Source organism: Achromobacter sp. Marseille-Q4954 (assembly GCF_943737025.1).
Classification (GTDB): Bacteria; Pseudomonadota; Gammaproteobacteria; order Burkholderiales; family Burkholderiaceae_B; genus Achromobacter; species Achromobacter bronchisepticus_A.
This window is the reverse complement of the sequence record NZ_CALSFQ010000001.1, coordinates 2,152,736-2,168,496: the sequence shown is the minus strand read 5'-3', so window position 1 is coordinate 2,168,496 and position 15,761 is coordinate 2,152,736. Positions and strand designations below refer to the sequence as shown.

The window sequence follows — 15,761 nt, the reverse complement described above, 5'->3', positions numbered from 1 at the left end:
CATAGCGCGGACCGCGGGCCGGGGTGAGTCGGCCCGTCTTGCTTCAAACCGGCCACCCATCCTGCCGATAAGCCGAATCCCAGAACATCCATTCCAGCTGCGCGGCACGCGTATACGCGGCGTGCATCTGCGCCAGCGTTTCGGCGGACGCCTTTTCGGCGACGCGGTCGACCGTGGTGATGACCCGGCGCACCAGGGCGTGGAAGTCCTCGCAGGCATAGGCCTCGATCCAGGCCGAATAGGGATTGGGTTGGGCCGCGCGCGCATGGATTTCGCGGCCGATCTCGGCGTAGATCCAGAAGCACGGCAGCAGGGCCGCCAGCGCTACCGGGTACGGCGCGCTCCAGGCGGTGGCGATCAGGTAGCTGGTGTAGTGGTGGCAGGCCGGGGTCAGTGGCGTCGCTTCGAAGGTGGCGTCATCGATGCCGAACTGCTTCAGGAAGCCCGCGTGCAGCGTGCGTTCGGCCACCACCGCGCCCTTGGCGGCGTCGGCGAACTGCACCACGCCGTCGGCGTCGTCGGCCTTGGCAGAGGCGATGGCCAGCGCGCGTCCGAAGGCCACCAGGTAGTGCGCGTCCTGGATCATGTAGTGCTTGAATGCGTTCTCGTCGAGCTGGCCGCTGGCCAGTTCGCGGTTGAACGGCATGTCGCGCGTGGTTTCGTAGAGTGCGGCGTTGCGCGCCCAGGCGTCGGAGCTGAAAGACATGGGGTTCCTCAAGACAGACTGTCGGCGTGCGGCTGCGCGCCGGTCGATAAAAGCGGGCTAGGGTAGCAAAACGTGGGGGGCGTCAGGCCTTGCGCTTGCGGTGATGCCGGACATAGTCCTGCAGGACCTCGCGCAGCACCACGGCCTGGTTGTGTTCAGTATTGCGGGCGCCGTAGAGCAGGGTCAGCGGACGGTCGCCGGCCGCGTCCAGCAGGGCAGCCATGCGGGCCTGCTGTTCGGGTTCCGCCAGTTCGGCCTGGTAGCGCTGGCGGAATTCTTCCCAGCGGTCTTCGATGTGGCTGAACCATTTGCATAGTTCCAGGGTGGGCGCGATGTCGCGGGCCCATTCGTCCAGGTGCAGGTCCGCCTTGCGCAGTCCGCGCGGCCACATGCGGTCCACCAGCGCCCGGTAGCTGCCTTCCGGGCCCAAGCCCTCGTAGACGCGTTGCACAGCGATGGCGGATGGTTTCATGGCGGCTCCAGGGAAGGGTGGCGGACCTCGCTACTTTAGCGCCCGCCGTCCCTGCTCAACCGGCGTTCAAGGATTTTCCGCGGCACCGGCGCGCGTGCCGCAGGTGCGCAGCACCAGGAAGCCGACCACGGCGGACGCCAGCGAGCCCGTCAGCACGCCGATCTTGGTGGCGTCGATGGCGGCCGGGTCGCTGAACGCCAGGGCGCCGATGAACAGGCTCATGGTGAAGCCGATGCCGCACAGCAGCGACACACCGTACAGCTGCATGTAGCTGGCGTGGCGCGGCAGGGTGGCAATGCCGCTCTTGATGGCCAGCCAGGCAAAGCCGAACACGCCCAGCTGCTTGCCCAGGAACAGGCCCAGCGCCACGCCCAGGGGCACGGGCGCCGCCAGGCTGCCCAGGCCCATGCCGGCGAACGACACGCCGGCATTGGCGAAGCCGAAAATCGGCACGATCAGCAGGGCGACCGGCTTATGCAGCGCATGTTCCAGCGCATGCAGGGGCGAATGCGCGCCCGGATGGCCCTGGTTCTGCGGGCGCAGCGGAATGGTCAGCGCCAGCGCCACGCCGGCCAGCGTGGCATGCACGCCGGACTTCAGGACGAAGTACCAGAGCACGGCGCCGATCAGCAGGTACGGCGTCAGGCGCAGCACGCCGGAGCGGTTCAGGCAGAACAGGCAGACCAGCAGGGCGCCCGCCATGCTCAGCGCGAACACGTTGAGTTCGGCGGTATAGAACAAGGCGATGATGACGATGGCGCCCAGGTCGTCCAGGATGGCCAGCGCCGTCAGGAAGATCTTCAGCGAGGTCGGCACGCGGCTGCCCAATAGCGCCAGGATGCCCAGCGCAAAGGCGATGTCGGTCGCGGCCGGAATGGCCCAGCCGCGCAAAGTGCCGGGGCTGCCAAAGTTGATCAGCACGTAGATCAGCGCGGGCAGCGCCATGCCGCCCAGGGCGGCGATGCCGGGCAGCACGATGCGGGCGGCGCCGCGCAACTGGCCGTCCAGGACTTCGCGCTTGATCTCAAGCCCGACCAACAGGAAGAACACCGCCATCAGGCCGTCGTTGATCCAGTGCAGCACGGTTTCCTTGAGCACGACCGGACCTGCCTGGAAGCCAAGCTTGGTCTCCAGCACGCTGAAATAGGCCGGCGCGGCCGGGCTGTTGGCCACCACCAGGGCGACCAGCGCGGCCAGCATCAGGACATAACCGCCCAGCGCTTCGGAGCGGAGAAACGATTGCAGGAACGAGACCGGCTTGTGGGGAGGGACGGTAGGGGCGCTCATGCAGTACCGCCCTTGCTTACGTTTTGATAAGATGCGCGTTTCATTCCTGAATTTTACCTGAATTCAGCTTTCGGAATTCCTCTACTTCGTCGAACATCTTTCAATTATTCGAAAAAATAGCTCATCAGCGTCGAATATTTGGCGTTGCTTGTCCGGCGGCCAAACCCCTTTCCCTCGAATCCCGACCAGTCCGTGGCTCGCAACGCCGCCTGGCGACTCATGCTAGCCAAATGCCATTACGCCCTCTTACGGTATTGACCTACACGCCTGGCAAACCCGGCGCCGCGAGCCGTCTGGTGGATGTCGGCGACGCACTGGTCGTGCCTGCGGCGCCGACGCCGCACGGTGTCTATCAAACCCGTCAACTGATTCCCAGCGCGCGTCTGTTGGGCTGGGCCCGCTCGGGTGCGCGCTTTGAACTGTCCCGCACGGGCGCGGCCCGCGTCTGGTCCGAAGGCCGGATGCAGGCTTCGGAGTGCCCGCGCGATCGCGCCAGCGCGGGCGCGGCCGAGTTGAACCAGGAAGACATCGCCTACCTGGAGGCCTACCTGTTGTCGCAGGGCCGCCGCTGGAGCGACGCGCACACCACCCATAGCGGTCATCCCTGATCATGCGCGATCCCATCGAATCGTTCCAGCGCGTGGCCGCCACGGATACGCGCCTGCGCATCCTGCATACCGAAGCCGCCACCTCGTTCGGCGGCCAGGAGTTCTGCATCTACAAGGAAATGATCGCCATGCGCGAGCGCGGCCATCATCTGGAAGCGGTTTGCCAGCCGGATGCGGAGCTGGGCAGGCGTCTGCGCGAGGCCGGTTTCACGGTGCATCTCGTCCCCATGGACGGTCCGCTCAATTTCGTGCGCTGCGTCGCCTTCGTGCGCCGGTTATTGCGCAGCGGCCGTTTCGACGTGGTCAATACGCACAGCCGGCGCGACACCGTCCTGGGCGCCATCGCGGCGCGGCTGGCCGGCACGCCGCTCATCGTGCGTACCCGCCATCTGGCCAAGCCCATCAATTCCCTCTACGCCTACACCTGGCTGGCGCACCGCGTCATCGCCGTCAGCCGCTACGTGCGCGGGCAATTGCTGGACGGCGGCGCGCGCCCGGGCGCTGTCGCCACCATCCATTCGCCGGTGGTGCTGCCGCAGGTGCACCCTGGCGTCTGCGTCAGGCGCGAACTCGGCTTGCCGGAGGACGCGCTGGTGGTCGGTTGCGTGGCCGTCATGCGACCGGACAAGGGCCATTGCGACCTGATCGACGCCTTCCATCGCATCGCCGCCACGTTTCCGAATGCCCATCTGGTGCTGGTGGGCGAAGGCCAGCCCATGGCTGGGCAGCTGCAGGCGCAGGCGGCGCAACTGGGCCTGGCGCCGCGGGTGCATTTCACCGGCCGTCGCGACGATATCGGCAATGTGCTGACGGCCTTCGATGTGTTCGCGTTGCCGACGCGGCGCGAGGCCTTGGGCACCGTTTTCATCGAGGCCGCGGCCATGGGGGTACCGGTGGTGGGCGCCAACGTGGGCGGGGTGCCGGAAACCATGGAGGCCGGTGTGACCGGATTGCTGGTGCCGCCCAGCGATCCGGCGGCATTGGCCAGCGCGCTGGAAAGTTTGCTGGCCGATCCGGCGCTGCGCCGCCGCATGGGCGATGCGGGCCGTGAGCTGATCCGGGGCCAGGGCCGGTTTTCCGCCGAACGCGCGGCTGCGCTGGTGGAACAGGCTTACGCCGGCTGGCTGGCGGAACTGCGGGGGGTCGCGCGCGCCGCCTGAGGCGGGCGGCGGCTCAGTGCCAGAGCAGGGCGTTCATGGCCTCGACCAGCCGGTCCCGGTAGCGCGGCAGCAGCGCCTGCACGCGCGCCTGGCGCTCTTTCCATTCCGACGATTCGGCGCCGGCGGCGATGCGCGGCGGCGCCCAGATCGGGTCGGGAAAATGGCGGTCGCCGCGCCAGCGCGGGATCACGTGCCAGTGCAGGTGCGGCACCATGTTGCCCAGCGAGGCCAGGTTGATCTTGTCCGGTCCCAGGACCGATTGCTGGGCTTCTTCCACCACGTACACGGCCCGCATCAGCAGGTCGCGGCCGTGGGTGGACAGGCTGGTCATTTCGGCCAGATGGCCGTTCCAGATTACCCGCGTGAAGCCCGGATAATCGGCGTCGGCGACCTCGATGATGCGCAGGTGCGGACCGCGCCACAGCAGCGTGCCGCCGTCTTCCTGGCACAGCGGACAGTTGGGGTCGCGTGCGCTCACGGCATCACCTTGCGGTACTGGATGAAGCCCGAGCGGTCGGCGATGCGGTCGTAGAGCTGAATCGCGGTGGCGTTGGTTTCATGGGTCAGCCAGTAAACGCGCGCGCAATTGGCGGCGGCCGCCTGCGCGTACACGTGCTCGATCAGCTTGCGGCCGGCGCCGGTGCCGCGCACGTCCGGGTCCACGTACAGGTCCTGCAGATAGCAATAGTCGCCCGCGGTCCAGGTGGAGCGGTGGAAGATCCAGTGCACCATGCCGACGGCCCGGCCGCTTTCGTACGCCAGCGCCGCGTGCATGGGTTCGGCGGGGTCCAGGAAGCGCGCCCAGGTGTTGCGCGTGACCGCGTCGTCGATGTTGACGCGATAGAACTCCTGGTAGCCCTTCCATAGCGGCAGCCAGGCTTCGAAGTCGGCGGCGACGATGGGACGGATTTCTGCGGTACTCATGGCTTGCGGCCTCCAGGCGGGATTCAGAGTTGATCTTCCATGGCTTCGACGATGTGTCGCAGCACTTGCAATCGAGCGTAGCGCTTGTCGTTGGCCGAAACCAGATGCCACGGCGCGTGCGCGACGTCGGTGCGCGTCAGCATTTCGTTGGTGGCGGCCGCGTAGTCCTTCCATTTGTCGCGGTTGCGCCAGTCGTCGGGCGTGATCTTGAAGTTCTTGAAGGGCGAATTCTCGCGCTCCTTGAAGCGCTCCAGCTGCACGTCGGGCGTGACCGCCAGCCAGAACTTCAGCACCAGCGCGCCGCTGGCGGCCAGTTGGCCCTCGAAGTCGTTGATCTCGGCATAGGCGCGGCGCCAGTTGGCCGGCGCGGTCAGCTTCTCGACGCGCTCGACCAGCACGCGGCCGTACCAGGAGCGGTCGAAGATGGCGATGCGTCCATGGCGCGGCACGTGGCGCCAGAAGCGCCACAGATAGGGCCGGGCCAGTTCCTCGGTGGTGGGCGCGGCGATCGGCGTGATGTCGAACTGGCGCGCATCCAGCGCATGCGTCACCCGCCGGATCGCGCCTCCCTTGCCGGCCGCGTCCTGGCCCTCGAACACCAGCACCAGCGAGCGTTCCTGGAATTTCCTGGAACGGGCCGCGCGCGCCAGCCGCCCTTGCAGCAGGCCCAGTTCGGATTCGTAGTCGTCCTTTTCGGTCTTGGCGTTGTAGTCCAGGTCGCCCAGGCGGTCGACGATGCGCGTGGGGCTGGCATGCGCCACGAAGGCGGGCGGGATGCGCGGCACGCCGCGCTGGCGCATGGCAGCCAGCACCGCTTCGGCCGTACGCGCCGCGCGCATGTCCTCGTCGGCGCTGGGGATCACGACCCAGGGGGCGTGGCCGCTGTCCGTATGGTTCAGCACCACCTGGCCGGCGTTGCGGATGCGGTCGTATTTCTTGTAGACCTTGAGATCGACCGGGCTGACCTGCCAGGAGGTTTCAGGGCTGGCCAATAATCGCTCGGCACGCGCTTTCTGGGCCTGGGCCGACAGATGGAACCAGAGCTTGACGATCTGGACGCCCTCGGCCGCAAGCATGGCCTCGAAGCGGCGGATCGCGGCGGCCTGGGCTTCTATGCTGTTCTGGTCAGGCTTCTTGCGCGTGGCTTCGAGCACCAGCGGCGTATACCAGGAACCGAAGACGATGCCGGTGCTGCCCTTGGGCGGCAGATCGTGCCAGTAGCGCCAGAAGGGCGGACGCTCCAGCGCGGGGCCTTCGCGCGGTCCGTAGGCCAGCGTCTTGATATGGCGCGGATCCATCCATTCGTTCAGCAGGTTGACGGTGGCGCCCTTGCCGGCGCCGTCGATGCCGGCGATGACCACCAGCAGCGTCTTGTCCGCGTTCTGCAGGCGCTGGTATTGCGCGTTCAGCAAGGCGACGCGCAGCTTCGCTTCCAGCGGCTTGAATTCTTCCTTGGACAGGCTGGGGTCGGCTTCGGCTTCTGCAAACATGGGGGGATCCGTCTGATCGGCAATTCTGCGATCAGCCGATCTTGCGGGATAAGCCCCAGGCGCGCAAGCCCGGATCGCGGCGCGGTCAGAGCGCGTCGACGGGGATCTTCAGGTAGCGCACGCCGTTGTCCTCGGCCGGCGGGAAGTGGCCGGCGCGGATGTTGACCTGGATGGCGGGCAGGATGAGGGTGGGCATGGAGAGCGTGGCGTCGCGCCGGGTGCGCATGTCCACGAATGCGTCTTCGCCTATGCCGTCGCGCACGTGGATGTTGGCGCGGCGCTGTTCGGCCACCGTGGTCTGCCAGGAGGCTTCGCGCCCGGCGGGCGGGTAGTCGTGGCACATGTACAGCCGGGTTTCGGCGGGCAGGCTCAGAAGGCGCTGGATGGAACGGTAGAGCTGATGGGCGTCGCCGCCGGGGAAGTCGCAGCGCGCCGTGCCCACGTCCGGCATGAACAGCGTGTCGCCGACGAAGGCGGCATCGCCGATCAGATAGGCCATGTCGGCCGGCGTGTGGCCGGGCACGTGGATGGCCTGCGCCGTCAGCGCGCCGATGCGGAAGGTCTCGCCGTCCTTGAACAGATGGCCGAACTGCGAGCCGTCCAGCTGGAACTCCGGCTCCAGGTTGAAGATCTTCTTGAAGACGCCCTGCACGGTCTGGATGCTTTGGCCGATAGCGATGACTCCGCCAAGCTGGCGCTGCAGGTAGGGCGCGGCCGACAGGTGGTCGGCATGGGCATGGGTTTCCAGCAGCCATTCCGTCTTCAGGCCGTGCTGGCGCACGTAGTCGGCCACGCGGTCGGCGCTGGCGGTGCTGCTGCGGCCGGACTTGGGATCGTAGTCGAGCACCGAGTCGATGATGGCGCAGGCGCCGCCTGGCGCGGGCTCATGCACCACATAGGTGACGGTGGCGGTGACGGTGTCGAAGAAGGCCTGGATCTGGGGAGACATGGACGCTCGCGTCGCAGCGAGTGGCTGCATCAGGAAACAATATATGTATTTCAATAATATTGTTGAATATTATATTAGTCAATATAATGATCAAATCCTACCCAGCAGATTGATGCGCATCAAATGAATCATGTCCTGACCGAGTGCGAAGCCGCCGCCCTGCGCGAATCCGCCTCCCAAGCTTGCGCCTTGCTCAAGGCGCTGGCCAATGAAGACCGCCTGCTGCTGCTGTGCCAACTGGTCCAGAACGAGCGCAATGTGAGCGAGCTCGAATCGCTGACCGGCATCCGCCAGCCCACGTTGTCCCAGCAGCTGGGCGTACTGCGCGACGAAGGGCTGGTCGCGACCCGGCGCGAGGGCAAGTACGTCTATTACCAGATGGCCAGCTTCGAGGTCAGCCAGGTGATGAAGACCTTATCCAGTTTGTACTGCGGCCGGACCATGGAGTCACTGGAGTCACTGAAATGAGCATTGCCTGGACCTCCTTCACTCCTGTATCCGCCGGCGCGGGCGGCTTGCTCATCGGCGCCGCGGCCGTGCTGCTGATGGCGGGTGCGGGCCGCATCGCCGGCATCAGCGGCATCCTGGGCGGGCTGCTGCCTCCCGAGCGCGGCGGCATGTGGCGCGTGGCCTTCCTGATCGGCCTGTTCGCCGCGCCATGGCTGTACCGCCTGGGCAGCGCCTTGCCGCCCGTCGTGGTCGAAGCCAGCACGACGCGCCTAATCGTGGCGGGCCTGCTGGTGGGCATCGGCACCCGTTACGCCTCGGGCTGCACCAGCGGCCATGGGGTCTGCGGCGTGTCGCGCGGATCGCGCCGCTCGCTGACCGCCACCGCCCTGTTCATGGCTGCCGGCTTTGTCGTGGTCTATGCCACGCGCCATCTGGGAGGACTCTGACATGGTTGCGCTGATCGCTTTCGCGTCAGGCCTGGTATTCGGGCTGGGCCTGATCATTTCCGGCATGGCCAACCCGGCCAAGGTGCTGGGCTTTCTGGATATCGGCGGCGCCTGGGACCCGTCGCTGGCCTTCGTCATGGGCGGCGGCGTGCTGGTCACGGCGGTGGGCTTCGCTTTCCTGCGCCGCCGCCGCGCCAGCCTGTCGGGCGAACCCCTGCGCTGGCCCACGGCCACGCGCGTGGACCTGCGCCTGGCCGCGGGCAGCCTGGCGTTTGGCGCGGGCTGGGGGCTGGCCGGCTTCTGCCCGGGGCCGGCGCTGGTGGCGGCATCCGCCGGCGTGTCCGAGGCCCTGATCTTCGTGGCCGCCATGGTTGCCGGCATGGCAATATTTTCAGTCCTGGAAAAATTCAAAAGCCGGTAGACCGGCAAGGAGACAAGCATGCCGATAGCAGAGGCGCAGCGCGATTTCGATGTGGTGGTGGTGGGCGGCGGATCGGCGGGCATAGGCGTCACCGCCAGCCTGCTGCGCCGCCGCCCGGACCTGCGCATCGGCGTGATCGAACCCAGCGACAAGCACTACTACCAGCCGGCCTGGACGCTGGTGGGCGGAGGCGCCTTCGACGTCGCCAAGACCGTGCGCCCGACCCGCGAAGTCATGCCCAGGCGCGCCACCTGGCTGCAGGCGGCCGCGGCCGGCTTCGAACCCGAGGCCAACCGCGTGCTGCTGTCCGACGGCCGGGCGGTGAGCTACCAGCAGCTGATCGTCTGCCCCGGCCTGCGCCTGGCCTGGGACAAGATCGAGGGCCTGGCCGGCACGCTGGGCAAGAATGGCGTCAGTTCCAACTACCGCTACGACCTGGCGCCCTATACCTGGGAACTGGTGCGCGGGTTGAAGGGCGGGCAGGCGCTGTTCACGCAGCCGGCCATGCCCATCAAATGCGCCGGCGCGCCGCAAAAGGCCATGTACCTGGCCTGCGACCACTGGAAGCGCACCGGCGTGCTGGACCGCATCGACGTGGAGTTCGACCTGGCGGGCGCGGCGCTGTTCGGCGTGCCCACGTTTGTGCCGCCGCTGATGCGCTATGTCGAAAGCTACGGTATCGCGCTGGCCTTCAACTCGGCGCTGGTGGCGGTGGACGGCGCGGCACGCAAGGCCTGGTTCGATCTCAAGGACGCCGACGGCGCGGTGACGCGCGTGGAAAAGTCCTTCGACATGCTGCACGCGGTGCCGCCGCAGGTGCCGCATGACTTCCTGAAGAACAGCCCCCTGGCTGACGCCGCCGGCTGGTGCGAAGTGGATCCGTCCACGCTGCTGCACGTGCGCCACGGCAACGTATTCGGACTGGGTGACGGCATTTGCACCAGCAATGCCAAGACCGCCGCGGCCGCGCGCAAGCAGATCGTCACGGTGGCCGAAAACTTGCTGGCGCTGCGCGAGGGCTACGCCATGCCGGTCAAGTACGACGGCTACGGCTCCTGCCCGCTGACGGTGGAGCGCGGCCGCATCGTGCTGGCCGAGTTCGGCTACGGCGGCAAGCTGCTGCCCACCTTCCCGCTGGACCCGACCGTGCCGCGCAAGAGCGCCTGGTTCCTCAAGGCCACGATGCTGCCCTGGATCTACTGGAACGGCATGCTCAAGGGCCGCGAATGGCTGGCCCGCCCGCTGGGTAACTGAGCGTCTCCATGATCGATACGGTGTTGGCCGCCAGCGCGGCGCTGGGGGCGTGCGTGGGCCTGATACTCGGGCTGACTGGCGCGGGCGGCGCCATCATGGCGGTGCCTCTGCTGGTCTTCGGCCTGCACTTGCAGGTGTCGCAGGCAGCGCCCATCGCCCTGTTGGCGGTGGGGCTGTCGGCCGCCCTGGGCGCGGTGCTTGGCCTGCGCAAAGGGCAGGTGCGCTATCGCGCGGCGGGCTTCATGGCCGTTACCGGCATCCTGGTGTCGCCGCTGGGTCTGTGGGCGGCGCGGCGTTTGCCCAATGCGCCGCTGGCCATCATCTTCGCCGGCGTGCTGGGCATGGTGGCTTGGCGCATGTGGAACCAAGGCAACAAGCCGGCGGCGCAGGCCGCGCCGCGCACGCCGCCCTGCCAGCTCAACGCCAGCACCGGCCGGCTGCGCTGGACCGCGCCCTGCGCGCGCGCCTTGACGGGTGCGGGGCTGATCGCGGGATTCCTGTCCGGCCTCTTGGGCGTGGGGGGCGGCTTTGTCATCGTGCCCGCGCTGCGGCGCGCTACCGACCTGACCATGCAGGCCATCGTCGGCACGTCGCTGGCCGTGATCGCGCTGGTGTCCGCCAGCGGCGTCGTGGCCGCGGCGGCGGGCGGGCATCTGGACTGGCGTATCGCCGCGCCTTTCACGGCGGCGGCGGTGCTGGGCATGCTGGGCGGGCGCAAGGTGGCCGACCGGTTTCCCCCGCGCCGCCTGCAGCAGAGCTTTGCGCTGTTCGCGGGCCTGGTGGCCGTGGCGATGCTGGTGAAGGGCGTGCTGGCGCTGCTCGCGGCCGCATGAGGCCGCGAGCCCGCGTCGCTTACTCGTAGGTGCGGATATCGTCGATGACCTTGCCGTCGTTCGGCAGGCCATCCGCATCCACCCATTCCACGTCGCTGCGCAGCTTGGTCACGTCGCGCACCGATTCGGCGATGCGCTTGCCCAGCTCTTCGCTGCGTACCCGCGATTCCACTTTGAGCACCATGCGGTCGGACCCCGTGCTGCCGCTGATCACCAGCCGCGCGCGCAGGATCTCGGGATGGCGGCGCGCCACGTCGGCCACCTGCGACGGATGCACGAACATGCCGCGCACCTTGGTGGTCTGGTCCGCGCGCCCCATCCAGCCCTTGATGCGGGTGTTGGTGCGCCCGCAGGGCGAAACACCGGGCATGACGGCGGACAGGTCGCCGGTGCCGAAGCGCACCAGCGGATAGTCCGGATTCAAGGTGGTGACCACGACCTCGCCGACTTCGCCGTCCGGCACGGGTTCGCCGGTGCCGGGGCGCACGATTTCGACAATGATGTCCTCGCCCAGAACCAGGCCTTCACGGGCCGGGGTTTCAAACGCGACCATGCCCAGGTCGGCACTGCCGTAGGCCTGGTAGCCGTCGATGCCACGCGCGGCCAGCCAGTCGCGCAGCGACGGCGGAAAGGCTTCGCCGGACACCAGCGCGCGGCGCAGCGAATCCAGCTTCACGCCCAGCTCGTCGGCTTTTTCAAGGATGATCTTGAGGAAGCTGGGCGTGCCGGTATAGCCGGTGGGCGCCAGGTCCTGGATCGCGCGCACTTGCTGTTCTGTCTGGCCAGTGCCGCCGGGAAACACGGTGCAGCCCACGGCATGCGCCGCGGTTTCCATCATGGAGCCGGCGGGGGTGAAGTGATACGAAAAGCAGTTGTAGGCCAGCTCGCCGGCGCGGAATCCCGCGGCGTGCAGGGCCCGGGCGAAGCGCCAGTAATCGCTGCGCGCGCTTTCCGGCTCGTAGATGGGACCGGGGGACGCGAACACCCGCATCGCCTCGCCCCAGCCGATGGCGGAGAAGCCGCCGAAGGCTTTCTGCGGTCCGGCAGGCGCGGCCGCGTCGGCGCGGCTGTGCTGCTGGCGTTCCAGCAGTTCGTGCTTGCGCAGCACCGGCAGGCCCGCGAGGGCCGCGCGCGACGTGATGGCGGCGGGGTCGATGCCGCGCAGCTGCTCGGCGATGGCGGGCGCGCGCGCAATGGCCCGCGCGATCGCGCCGGGCAGGGCGGCCATCAGCTCGCGCTCGCGTTGCTCGGGCGCTCTGGTTTCGAGAACATCAAAAAACTGGGACATGGGATCACACCCTCTCGTATGCCAGGGATCACGCCAGCCAGCGCTTGCGCCGGCGGTAGAACTTGTTGTCGCGGAAACTCTTGCGTTCGCCGCTGGAGATGCCCAGATAGAACTCCTTCACGTCCTCGTTCTGGGCCAGGTCGGCCGCCGCGCCGTCCATCATCACGCGGCCGTTTTCCAGGATGTAGCCGTAGTCGGCGTAGCGCAGCGCAATGTTGGTGTTCTGCTCGGCCAAGAGGAAGCTGACACGCTCGCGCTGGTTCAGGTCGCGCACGATCTCGAAGATTTCCTCGACGATCTGCGGCGCCAGGCCCATGGAGGGCTCGTCCAGCAAGATCATGTTCGGGTTGGCCATCAGTGCGCGGCCGATCGCGGTCATCTGCTGTTCGCCGCCCGAGGTGTAGCCGGATTGGCTGGCTCGGCGCTGCTTCAGGCGCGGAAAATACTGGTAGACGCGGTCCAGCGCCGCCGCGGTGTCGGCGCGGCTCATGCTGCGCGTGTAGGCGCCGGTCAGCAGATTTTCCTCGATGGTCAGGTGGGCAAAACAATGCCGGCCCTCCATCACCTGCACCACACCGCGCTTGACCAATTCCGCCGGCGACAGCTTCTCGATGCGCTGGTCGCGGTATTGGATGTGGCCCTTGGTGACGTCGCCGCGCTCGCCCTTGAGCAAGTTTGAGATGGCGCGCAACGTGGTGGTCTTGCCCGCGCCGTTGGCGCCCAGCAAGGCCACGATCTTGCCTTCCGGCACTTGCAGGGAAACGCCCTTGAGCACCAGGATCACGTGGTTGTAGATCACCTCGATGCCGTTCACGTCGAGCAGCACCTTGGGGGTGTCTGCGGGTACTGCGGAAGTCGTTGCAGCGGTCATGGCTGTTCCTGCGGCTTGGTGGCCGCCGGCCCCTTATGCAGGACCGGCGGCCGGTTCACATCAGTTCTCGCAAGTGCGGGGCGTGATGTTCTTTTCTTTCGCGTACTTCGCTGCGCTTTCCTTGACCATCGGGTCCAGGATGGTCTTGTCGGCCTGGTACCAGTCGGAGGCGACCTTGAACTTCGCGCCGTCCCACTGCACGATGCGGGCCCAGTCGTCGCCCTTGTGGTTGCTGCAAGAGGTCTTGACCGGACGCATGATCTGGCCGAAGCCCAGCTTGTCCAGCTTCTCCTGCGTCAGGTCCAGGTTCTCGAAGCCCCAGCGCACCTGGTCCGGCGTCAGCGCCTTGCCCTTGCCGAACTTTTCCTGCGCGGTGCGGATCGCTTCCACCTGCAGCATCGAGATCATCATGCCGCGGGTATGGGCGATGGTGCCCAGCGTGGTCTTGCCGGTCTTGTCCGAACCCTGGCCCTTGTCGTAGACGAACTTCTTCAGGTCGTCGTAGACCTTGTCGTGTTCGGCGCCGCTGTTGTGGATGGTGATGGCGTTGTAGCCCTTGGCGACATCGCCCAGGTCCTTCACGTCGCCTTCAGAACCGGCCCACCAGATGGCGTACATCTTGTCGCGCGGATAGCCGCTGGCCTGGGCTTCGCGGATGGCGGTCGGCGTCATGATGCCGGCGCTCCACAGCAGCACGTAGTTGGGGCGCGCCTGGCGGATCTGCAGCCAGGTGGACTTCTGTTCCACGCCGGGGGCGGTCACGGGATAGAGCACCAGCTCGAAGCCTTCCTTGGCCGCGCGCTTCTGCAACAGGGGGATCGGCTCCTTGCCGTACGGCGAGTCGTGGTAGACCAGGGCGATCTTCTTGCCCTTGAGCTTGTCCATGCCGCCTTCTTTCTTGGCGATGTCCTGGATCATCACGTCGGCCGCGGTCCAGTAGGTGCCCAGCAGCGGGAAGTTCCACTCGAACACGCTGCCGTCGACCGACTGCGACAGGCCGTAGCCCATCGTTTCGACCGGCACCTTGTCGACCATGGCCTTGTCGCTGACGGCGAAGGTGATGCCGGTGGACTGGGTGTCGAAGCCCGATGCGCCGGTGCCCTTGCCCTTCAGGCGCTCGTAGCATTCCACGCCGCGGTCGGTGGCGTAGGCGGTTTCGCACTCTTCGTACGTGATCTTGACGCCGTTGACGCCGCCATCGCGTTCGTTGACCAGCTTCAGGTAGTCCAGCTTGCCGTCGGCCCAGGGAATGCCCAGGGGCGCGAAGGACCCGGTGCGATACACCAGCAACGGAACGAACTGCTCTTCCGCCGCCATTGCCGGCGTGGCCACGGCGCCTGCGGCGCCGGCTGCGGCCATCAAAGCTGCCGCCAACTTCAGGTTAAGACGCTTCATCTCCATTTACCTCCTGCGTGGTGTTTGGGTCAGTAAACCCTGGGACACCGGGATTGGCCCGGTCTTGAGCCGGGTATTCAGGGCGGGTCCGCCGCGCTTGTGCCGCCGCGGACCGCGGAAATCAATGCGAAATCAATGCGGGAACGGCCAGATGCGCAGCTTCTCCTTGCCGATGCTCCATAGTCTGGCGAGTCCGTGCGGTTCGGCGATCAGGAAGAACACGATCAGCGCGCCGAACACCATGTGTTCGATGTGCGCCGCCGTGTCCACCGACAGCGGGATGCCCAGCGCGTGCGGGATGTTGGACAGCGCCACCGGCACCAGCACGATGAACGCCGCGCCGAAGAAGCTGCCGATGATCGAACCCAGCCCGCCGATGATGACCATGAACAGCAGCTGGAACGAACGCGTCAGGTCGAACGCCAGCGGTTCCCATGAACCCAGGTGGATGTAGCCCCACAAGGCCCCGGCCACGCCGACGATGAACGAGCTGACCGCGAAGGCCGTGAGCTTGGCGTACATGGGGCGGATGCCGATGACGGAGGCCGCCACGTCCATGTCGCGGATCGCCATCCATTGGCGGCCGATGGCGCCGCGCACCAGGTTCTTGGCCAACAGGCTGAAGATGACGACCAGGATCAGCACGAACAGGTACTTTTCCAGCGCGCTCTGCACCGGCAGGCCGAAGGCCGTCAGCGGCGGCACCGAGACGTTGCCGGACGACGAGTAGTTGGTGAAGAAGGGAATGCGCAGGAACGCCCAGTCCACGAAGAACTGCGCGGCCAGCGTCGCCACCGCCAGGTACAGGCCGCGGATGCGCAGGCTGGGTATGCCGAAGATCACGCCCACAATGGTGGCGAAGAAGCCGCCCAGCAGGATCTGGACGACCAGCGGCATGCCGGGAAAGCGAACGCCGAAGTTCCAGGCCGCATAGGCGCCCACCGCCATGAAGGCGCCGGTGCCTAGCGAGATCTGGCCGCAATAGCCCACCAGGATGTTCAGGCCCACGGCGGCGAGCGCCAGGATCAGGAACGGGATCAGGATGGCGCGCAGCAGGTAGTCGCTGGCCATGGCCGGGATGGCGACGAACGCCACCGCCAGCAGCAGCCAGATGAAGATGCGGTCCTGGCGGATCGGGAAGATCTGCTGGTCAGCGCGATAGCTGGTCTTGAACTGGCCGTTTTCGCGATAGAACATGTTTTTATCC

General features: G+C 67.0%; 18 protein-coding genes. 7 read left to right on the top strand and 11 right to left on the bottom strand.

What is annotated here, in order from left to right; translation table 11 throughout:
* Positions 1-43: 43 nt before the first annotated feature.
* The 3 genes from tenA to nhaA form a co-directional block, all read right to left on the bottom strand.
* Complete coding sequence (gene tenA / locus NGK62_RS10180; RefSeq protein ID WP_118933250.1) at positions 44-706, bottom strand: thiaminase II; 663 nt, start codon at positions 704-706, stop codon at positions 44-46.
* An 82-nt stretch (positions 707-788) separates the two neighbouring features.
* Entirely contained in the window at positions 789-1,178 is a 390-nt protein-coding gene (locus tag NGK62_RS10175; RefSeq protein WP_118933249.1) for a DUF488 domain-containing protein, read from the bottom strand.
* Between the two features lie 66 nt (positions 1,179-1,244).
* Complete coding sequence (nhaA, locus tag NGK62_RS10170; RefSeq protein WP_059374145.1) at positions 1,245-2,465, bottom strand: Na+/H+ antiporter NhaA; 1,221 nt, start codon at positions 2,463-2,465, stop codon at positions 1,245-1,247.
* A gap of 230 nt (positions 2,466-2,695) precedes the next feature.
* Here nhaA and NGK62_RS10165 point away from each other — a divergent pair, with 230 nt between their 5' ends.
* Complete coding sequence (locus NGK62_RS10165) at positions 2,696-3,073, top strand: hydrogenase (RefSeq protein ID WP_251878242.1); 378 nt, start codon at positions 2,696-2,698, stop codon at positions 3,071-3,073.
* Between the two features lie 2 nt (positions 3,074-3,075).
* The gene (locus NGK62_RS10160; protein WP_251878241.1) at positions 3,076-4,233 is read left to right on the top strand and encodes a glycosyltransferase; all 1,158 of its coding nucleotides are present in this window, start codon (positions 3,076-3,078) and stop codon (positions 4,231-4,233) included.
* A 13-nt stretch (positions 4,234-4,246) separates the two neighbouring features.
* Here the strand turns inward: NGK62_RS10160 and NGK62_RS10155 are convergent, their stop codons facing one another.
* From NGK62_RS10155 to NGK62_RS10140, 4 genes are all read right to left on the bottom strand, one after another.
* Positions 4,247-4,711 carry an HIT family protein gene (locus NGK62_RS10155; protein ID WP_059374148.1) on the bottom strand — a complete coding sequence of 155 codons (465 nt, stop codon included), beginning with the start codon at positions 4,709-4,711 and terminating at the stop codon, positions 4,247-4,249.
* Positions 4,708-5,157, bottom strand: a complete 450-nt coding sequence (locus NGK62_RS10150; protein ID WP_059374149.1) for a GNAT family N-acetyltransferase — start codon at positions 5,155-5,157, stop codon at positions 4,708-4,710. Before NGK62_RS10150 ends, NGK62_RS10155 begins: the two co-directional genes overlap by 4 nt.
* A gap of 23 nt (positions 5,158-5,180) precedes the next feature.
* Positions 5,181-6,647, bottom strand: coding sequence for a polyphosphate:AMP phosphotransferase (pap, locus tag NGK62_RS10145; RefSeq protein WP_059374150.1), 1,467 nt, complete (start codon positions 6,645-6,647; stop codon positions 5,181-5,183).
* 85 nt (positions 6,648-6,732) lie between these two features.
* Entirely contained in the window at positions 6,733-7,596 is an 864-nt protein-coding gene (locus NGK62_RS10140; protein WP_059374151.1) for an MBL fold metallo-hydrolase, read from the bottom strand.
* A gap of 123 nt (positions 7,597-7,719) precedes the next feature.
* On the opposite strand from NGK62_RS10140, the gene NGK62_RS10135 reads away from it, so the two are divergent.
* From NGK62_RS10135 to NGK62_RS10115, 5 genes are read left to right on the top strand one after another with little or no spacing between them, the layout of a single operon-like run.
* Positions 7,720-8,064, top strand: a complete 345-nt coding sequence (locus tag NGK62_RS10135) for an ArsR/SmtB family transcription factor (protein ID WP_059374152.1) — start codon at positions 7,720-7,722, stop codon at positions 8,062-8,064.
* Positions 8,061-8,492, top strand: coding sequence for a YeeE/YedE family protein (locus NGK62_RS10130; RefSeq protein WP_059374153.1), 432 nt, complete (start codon positions 8,061-8,063; stop codon positions 8,490-8,492). The genes NGK62_RS10135 and NGK62_RS10130 overlap by 4 nt, the downstream gene beginning before the upstream one ends.
* Position 8,493: 1 nt before the next feature.
* Positions 8,494-8,913: a DUF6691 family protein gene (locus NGK62_RS10125; RefSeq protein WP_059374154.1), complete on the top strand. Its 420-nt coding sequence runs from the start codon at positions 8,494-8,496 to the stop codon at positions 8,911-8,913.
* 18 nt (positions 8,914-8,931) lie between these two features.
* Positions 8,932-10,167 carry an NAD(P)/FAD-dependent oxidoreductase gene (locus NGK62_RS10120; protein ID WP_251878240.1) on the top strand — a complete coding sequence of 412 codons (1,236 nt, stop codon included), beginning with the start codon at positions 8,932-8,934 and terminating at the stop codon, positions 10,165-10,167.
* Between the two features lie 8 nt (positions 10,168-10,175).
* Positions 10,176-11,000 (top strand): sulfite exporter TauE/SafE family protein, encoded by an 825-nt coding sequence (locus tag NGK62_RS10115; RefSeq protein ID WP_059374156.1) that lies wholly within the window; start codon positions 10,176-10,178, stop codon positions 10,998-11,000.
* Positions 11,001-11,019: 19 nt separating this feature from the next.
* Here NGK62_RS10115 and NGK62_RS10110 read toward each other — a convergent pair whose 3' ends face one another.
* The 4 genes from NGK62_RS10110 to NGK62_RS10095 all read right to left on the bottom strand — a co-directional run bounded on the left by NGK62_RS10110 (position 11,020) and on the right by NGK62_RS10095 (position 15,751).
* The gene (locus NGK62_RS10110; protein WP_059374157.1) at positions 11,020-12,288 is read right to left on the bottom strand and encodes a phenylacetate--CoA ligase family protein; all 1,269 of its coding nucleotides are present in this window, start codon (positions 12,286-12,288) and stop codon (positions 11,020-11,022) included.
* Between the two features lie 28 nt (positions 12,289-12,316).
* Positions 12,317-13,159, bottom strand: a complete 843-nt coding sequence (locus NGK62_RS10105) for an ABC transporter ATP-binding protein (protein ID WP_088143324.1) — start codon at positions 13,157-13,159, stop codon at positions 12,317-12,319.
* A 60-nt stretch (positions 13,160-13,219) separates the two neighbouring features.
* Positions 13,220-14,560 carry an ABC transporter substrate-binding protein gene (locus NGK62_RS10100; protein ID WP_118933242.1) on the bottom strand — a complete coding sequence of 447 codons (1,341 nt, stop codon included), beginning with the start codon at positions 14,558-14,560 and terminating at the stop codon, positions 13,220-13,222.
* A 126-nt stretch (positions 14,561-14,686) separates the two neighbouring features.
* Positions 14,687-15,751, bottom strand: a complete 1,065-nt coding sequence (locus NGK62_RS10095) for a branched-chain amino acid ABC transporter permease (protein ID WP_059374159.1) — start codon at positions 15,749-15,751, stop codon at positions 14,687-14,689.
* Positions 15,752-15,761: the final 10 nt, after the last annotated feature.

What these genes read in the sequence shown, in the direction of transcription:
- tenA (WP_118933250.1), bottom strand. Translation starts at nt 706, where the DNA reads ATGTCTTTCAGCTCCGACGCCTGGGCGCGCAACGCCGCACTCTACGAA.
- NGK62_RS10175 (WP_118933249.1), bottom strand. Translation starts at nt 1,178, where the DNA reads ATGAAACCATCCGCCATCGCTGTGCAACGCGTCTACGAGGGCTTGGGC.
- nhaA (WP_059374145.1), bottom strand. Translation starts at nt 2,465, where the DNA reads ATGAGCGCCCCTACCGTCCCTCCCCACAAGCCGGTCTCGTTCCTGCAA.
- NGK62_RS10165 (WP_251878242.1), top strand. Translation starts at nt 2,696, where the DNA reads ATGCCATTACGCCCTCTTACGGTATTGACCTACACGCCTGGCAAACCC.
- NGK62_RS10160 (WP_251878241.1), top strand. Translation starts at nt 3,076, where the DNA reads ATGCGCGATCCCATCGAATCGTTCCAGCGCGTGGCCGCCACGGATACG.
- NGK62_RS10150 (WP_059374149.1), bottom strand. Translation starts at nt 5,157, where the DNA reads ATGAGTACCGCAGAAATCCGTCCCATCGTCGCCGCCGACTTCGAAGCC.
- pap (WP_059374150.1), bottom strand. Translation starts at nt 6,647, where the DNA reads ATGTTTGCAGAAGCCGAAGCCGACCCCAGCCTGTCCAAGGAAGAATTC.
- NGK62_RS10140 (WP_059374151.1), bottom strand. Translation starts at nt 7,596, where the DNA reads ATGTCTCCCCAGATCCAGGCCTTCTTCGACACCGTCACCGCCACCGTC.
- NGK62_RS10135 (WP_059374152.1), top strand. Translation starts at nt 7,720, where the DNA reads ATGAATCATGTCCTGACCGAGTGCGAAGCCGCCGCCCTGCGCGAATCC.
- NGK62_RS10130 (WP_059374153.1), top strand. Translation starts at nt 8,061, where the DNA reads ATGAGCATTGCCTGGACCTCCTTCACTCCTGTATCCGCCGGCGCGGGC.
- NGK62_RS10125 (WP_059374154.1), top strand. Translation starts at nt 8,494, where the DNA reads ATGGTTGCGCTGATCGCTTTCGCGTCAGGCCTGGTATTCGGGCTGGGC.
- NGK62_RS10120 (WP_251878240.1), top strand. Translation starts at nt 8,932, where the DNA reads ATGCCGATAGCAGAGGCGCAGCGCGATTTCGATGTGGTGGTGGTGGGC.
- NGK62_RS10115 (WP_059374156.1), top strand. Translation starts at nt 10,176, where the DNA reads ATGATCGATACGGTGTTGGCCGCCAGCGCGGCGCTGGGGGCGTGCGTG.
- NGK62_RS10110 (WP_059374157.1), bottom strand. Translation starts at nt 12,288, where the DNA reads ATGTCCCAGTTTTTTGATGTTCTCGAAACCAGAGCGCCCGAGCAACGC.
- NGK62_RS10105 (WP_088143324.1), bottom strand. Translation starts at nt 13,159, where the DNA reads ATGACCGCTGCAACGACTTCCGCAGTACCCGCAGACACCCCCAAGGTG.
- NGK62_RS10100 (WP_118933242.1), bottom strand. Translation starts at nt 14,560, where the DNA reads ATGGAGATGAAGCGTCTTAACCTGAAGTTGGCGGCAGCTTTGATGGCC.
- NGK62_RS10095 (WP_059374159.1), bottom strand. Translation starts at nt 15,751, where the DNA reads ATGTTCTATCGCGAAAACGGCCAGTTCAAGACCAGCTATCGCGCTGAC.